Annotated in this window: 3 protein-coding genes; all 3 read left to right on the top strand. The window is 38.2% G+C overall.

Annotated features, from left to right (window positions below; translation table 11 throughout):
• Positions 1-300: 300 nt before the first annotated feature.
• The 3 genes from Q0O89_RS10250 to Q0O89_RS10240 are packed head-to-tail and all read left to right on the top strand — an operon-like array spanning position 301 to position 5,066.
• Positions 301-879, top strand: a complete 579-nt coding sequence (locus tag Q0O89_RS10250; protein WP_293731597.1) for a restriction endonuclease subunit S — start codon at positions 301-303, stop codon at positions 877-879.
• Positions 872-4,075, top strand: coding sequence for an HsdR family type I site-specific deoxyribonuclease (locus tag Q0O89_RS10245; RefSeq protein ID WP_293731596.1), 3,204 nt, complete (start codon positions 872-874; stop codon positions 4,073-4,075). Before Q0O89_RS10250 ends, Q0O89_RS10245 begins: the two co-directional genes overlap by 8 nt.
• 1 nt (position 4,076) lies before the next feature.
• On the top strand, positions 4,077-5,066 hold the full coding sequence (locus tag Q0O89_RS10240) for an Abi family protein (protein ID WP_293731595.1): 990 nt from the start codon (positions 4,077-4,079) through the stop codon (positions 5,064-5,066).
• The last annotated feature ends 155 nt before the right edge of the window (positions 5,067-5,221 follow it).

The raw sequence follows: 5,221 nt of genomic DNA, 5'->3' as shown, positions 1-5,221 counted from the left end.
CTTCAACAGTTGGGTTACCACGAGAGTCGATGATTTCACGACCAATTACTTTAACGATTTTTGCCATTTTATTTTCCTTCTATGGTTAATCTAAAATAGGTTTTTAAACGTGCGATATAGTAAAGCTATTTTGCCCGTTTGTCTTGTAAAAAATGACTTTTTTTTGATTTTGATCTATACAAAAGAAGAAAAAGCAATCTTTATGTAAAAAATGTAATTTCAAAAAATTACAAAAGTCTTGCTTAAAGTTATGCTTGAGCTTAGAATACTGATTATGTAATTTATTTAAGGCACAATTTTATGTTGTTGAGTGATATTTCTGAGATCAATAGCGGACAAGCCCAGTTTCGTATTTCTGAGGTGAGTGATCCCATCGCTCCTGTTTATACTTATTATGGCCAAGCAAATTTAGAACAAGATCTCTATTTGTCGGATAGCTCAGCAGGACTTTCTAAACAAATCAAAACTCTGGATAAAATAACCAGTTTACTTTCCAAAGGGGATGTGGTCTTTAGTCTGATTTCAGGTAAAGCTACGATTGTTAGCGAACGACATCAAGGTTTTTTATATACTCAAAATTACGTCAAATTAACGCCAAACAATCAAATCGCATCAAGTTATTTAGTTTATTTATTAAATGAGAATCCCCTTATTCAAAAGCAACTAAGCAGTGGTTTGCAAGGTTCTCAAGTGTTGAAATATACGACTAAGCAACTGAAATTATTAAAATTGCCGAATTTACCCGGTCTATCTGAACAACGGTTAATTGGCGAAACCTACCTAAAGCAACAAAAATTAACCTATCTCAAACAACGCGTCGCGAATTTAGAAAAATTACTTGTGTTACACCAATTACAAAAGCGAGTACAACATGACTGAAAAAATGCCCGAATTGAAATTTGAAAAAACCTTAATTGAATATCTTTGTACCGGAACGATTACGGCTACGGATAATATGGTCGGTGAGCCGCCTGCGGATTATGTTGTGCGTACCAAACTGTGGCAATATGAGCCAACCATTAAAACTACTGAAGATTTATGGGCGAATTTCAAGAGAATTTTAGAAAAGCTCAACCAAAAAACCTTAGATCGCCCTTTAAGTGCGGCGGAATTTGCCCAAGTTAAACGGACTATTTCTAATTTATCCACCCCTTATGCCGCAGGGCAGTTTCTGTATGGTACAAACGGTGTATCACAAATTGAAATTGATTTAGATGATGATCGTCATGTGTTTTTAACCGTATTTGATCAAAAGCAAATCGGGGCAGGCGATACGGTGTATCAAATTGTCAATCAAATTAAACGTCCTGCGATTATTGCAGGAAAAGAAAATCGACAATTTGATACCACATTATTGATTAACGGCTTGCCCATTATTCAAATTGAAGAAAAGAAAGAAACCCATGATATTAACGAAGCCTTAAATCAGATGCACCAATATATCGCGGAAAATCAATACAGCGATATTTTTTCTACGTTACAAATTCTGATCGCGATTACGCCGAACAATGTGAAATATATGGCGAATACCACAGCGGATCGCTTTAATAAGGATTTTGCTTTCAACTGGCAACGCCAATCCGACAACAAACCCGTTTATCATTGGAAAGCCTTTGCCGATTCCATGTTGAGTATTCCTATGGCACATCAAATGGCGACCAACTATATGATTTTGGACGGTACGCCGAATAAGCAAGCCTTAAAAGTCATGCGTCCTTATCAAGTTTATGCTACGCGTCGCGTCATGGATAAACTTAAGCAGGCGGATTTCGATCAAGCGTTGAATAAACTCGGTTATATTTGGCATACCACAGGTTCAGGCAAAACCATCACGAGTTTTAAAACCGCTTGGCTGGCAAGTCGTTCGCCGAAAGTGGATAAAGTGGTATTTCTAGTGGATCGTATTGCACTGACTAACCAAACCACCGAAAACTATCGAGCTTATGATCCTGATGCCACAGAAGATAGCCTAGGTAGCGTACTGGATACCAACAACACCACAGATTTAAACCGCAAATTACACAGCAAAGGTAGCCAAATTATTATTACCTCCGTGCAAAAACTGGATACCTTGGTGAAACGTGCCTCTTTCAAAGCCCCCGAGAAAAACATCGTGTTTATTGTGGACGAAGCGCATCGTTCCACGGGGAGTGAAAATTTTTCCGCGATTCAAAAAGCCTTTAAACATTCCGCGTGGATTGGTTACACCGGCACGCCAATGTTTGATGACACCACAAAAGGCTTGCGAACCGAAGATATTTTCGGTGAACTTTTGCATGCCTACACCATTCGAGAGGCGATTGCCGATCGTAATGTGTTGGGTTTTAAAGTGGATTTCGAAACCACAATTAGCGAAAAAAGCATGAAAGAAGATCATCTGCCGAAATTCTATCGCCTGAAATATCCCCATTGGACAGAAGAACAAATTGCCTTGAAAATTGCCAATCTCACACAACAAGATATGGACGACAGCATTGAACCCAGTTTTTATGACGAAAATGAAGAACACGTCAAGTTAGTGGTGGAAGATATTTTCAAGCATTGGAAAAATCGTTCAAATTGGGATAACAAACTCCATCGCGGACGATATAACGCGTTACTGACCACACACGTGGGCGGCGGCAAAGCCAGTACGCCAATGGCAATGATGTATTTCCGCGAGTTCCAACGCATCAATAAAGTGCGGTCAGAAAATGGCGAGTTTTTGCTAAAAGTTGCGGTGACCTTTAGCCAAAATACCAGCAATAACGACACAATGCTTGAAACCAACCAAGGATTATTCGAGGCAATTCAACATTACAATAGCGAATTTGGCACCAACTTCACCATGTCTGATGTATCGGCTTATACTCAAGATGTCACCAGCCGTTTAAATCGCACCGCGGTAGATAAACAATATTTAGACCTTGTGATTGTAGTGGATCAGCTGTTGACAGGATTTGACGCCCCTGAATTAAATACGCTCTATGTTGACCGCACTTTAAAAGGTGCGGGGCTTATTCAAGCCTATTCCAGAACCAATCGCGTGGCGGATATGCGCGAAAAACCTTGGGGGCGTATTATCAATTACCGCTGGCCGGCTCATAATGAAAAGTTAATGAATGAGGCATTGTCCATTTACGCCAACAAAGATTCTGCCAAGTTATCTGACGAAGAACGAAAAATCACGAATGTTAAGGACAATATTACCGCCCCTAAATACGAAGAATTGCTCAAAGAGACAAAACGTGTTGTGGAAGATCTGCGTGAAATGACGGATAACTTTAGTCAACTACCGCCATCTGAAACAAAAAAATGGGAAATGTTGGAACAATTACGCACCTATACCGCTAATATTGCCAAAATCAAGCAATATTCTGTGGAAGATGAAAATGGTGAAATCATCGGCTTTGATTATGACAATCCGGACAAACTCATTCACGAACTTGGCATGACCAGTGAAGAAGAAAGTATGCTCACCAACACATTGACCAACGAACTCAAACGGCATTTGGCAAAAAGCCGAAATGTTCCGGTGATACAAATTGAGCTACAAATGACCCACGTCAAAGATGTGGAAATTAATTACGATTACTTAACCGAATTAATTTCCACCTTGTTGGCACAAGTACAAGCAGGCGAAACGGAAAAAGCCAAAGAAACGGAAAAAGAATTGGAAAAATTTGCCAACGGCTTAGAAGATCGCAGTTTTGCACAACGTATCAGCCGTGCGGCTAAAGCGATTCTAAAAGGCGTTTTTAAACTAAAAGATGTATTTAAAAAAGACGGTATTTCTATTGTTGAACAAGCCAATAACGCCAGTCAAGATCAACAATTTTTGGATTTCCGTCTCCAATGGGGATTAACGGAGGTGATCACCAACGCCCAACTTCGTCAACTTTTTGCGAAACATCAATTCCAACAAAAAGATTTAGATGATAATGATCAGCTTACAGATTTAATCAAACAAGCCGGTCTCACTTATCCCGAACTTGCGCAAAATGATGAGGTAAAAAAACTGACAAAAATGAAATACCGCAATCAGTTACGTAATGCCATTTACGAACTTGCGGATGAGTTTGTGGGGGAAAACTAACATGGTTGGTGAAATGAAAGTGATTAAAGAATGGAAAGATTATAGTGAATTGCTGGATTTACTCACAACGCGAGGAATGCAACTAGATAATAAAGCACGTGTTTTGCATTATTTACAACATATTGGTTATTATCGTTTGAGTGGCTATTGGTATCCATTTAGACAGAAAGATGAAATACAATCTCAATATAAAGCAAAATTGGTATTGTTAGACGATTTTAAGCCAAACACCTACTTTTCCACGGTTCTAAATTTATATATTTTTGACAAAAAGTTACGTCTACTCGCATTAGATGCATTAGAGCGTATTGAAATGGCAGTTAGAAATGATGTGGTACATTTATTGGGGAAATTACATCCACTAGCACACATTGAGCCTTATCACATAGATCCAGATACAGGAAAAGAAGTTTGTTATTTACATCCTAATTTTGTTGCAAAAGGGGATAAATATTCCAAATGGAAAGATAAGCATAATCAGCTTATTGAACGGGCTAAAAAACGAGATGCTATTAAGCATTACAATGAACAATATGCTGGTGTATTGCCTATTTGGGTTTCTGCGGAAGTTTGGGATTTTGGCTTGTTATCTCAGTTATTTTCAGGGTTACGGTATAACGATAAAAATACGATTGCCTTAAAATATGGCGTTAAGGACGGAAAAACATTTGAACAATGGTTAAAGAGTTTAAACTTTATTCGTAATGTTTGTGCTCATCATAGTCGTTTGTGGAATTTAAATATCGTTAATACATCGGCACCACTAGATGATCTGAGTTCAATAAATCAATATCGTATTTTTATGTATTTGTGTATGATGCAAAAGTTATTGGCAACAATTAACCCTAAATCCACTTGGAATCAGCGATTATATCAATTACTAAACACATTCCCTGAACCTAAAAATAAGGCTGTTTCAGTACATGATATGGGATTACCAAAAAACTGGGAAGAACTAGAAATTTGGAAACGTATCAAAGATAAGAAATGAGAACTGACGCGTGCAAAAGCAGAGGCGCCAGTCATATTGGTGCTGATAATATCACATCTTGTATTTTTTGCAAAGGATAGAAAAACAAAATGAATAACGAAAAAAGACTTGTACCGAAATTAAGATTCCCCGAATTTACTCACGCTTGGGAACAG

This window comes from uncultured Actinobacillus sp. (assembly GCF_945915845.1).
Classification (GTDB): domain Bacteria; phylum Pseudomonadota; class Gammaproteobacteria; order Enterobacterales; family Pasteurellaceae; genus Exercitatus.
The sequence above is the reverse complement of the archived record's forward strand: the minus strand, read 5'-3'. Positions and strand labels throughout refer to the sequence as shown.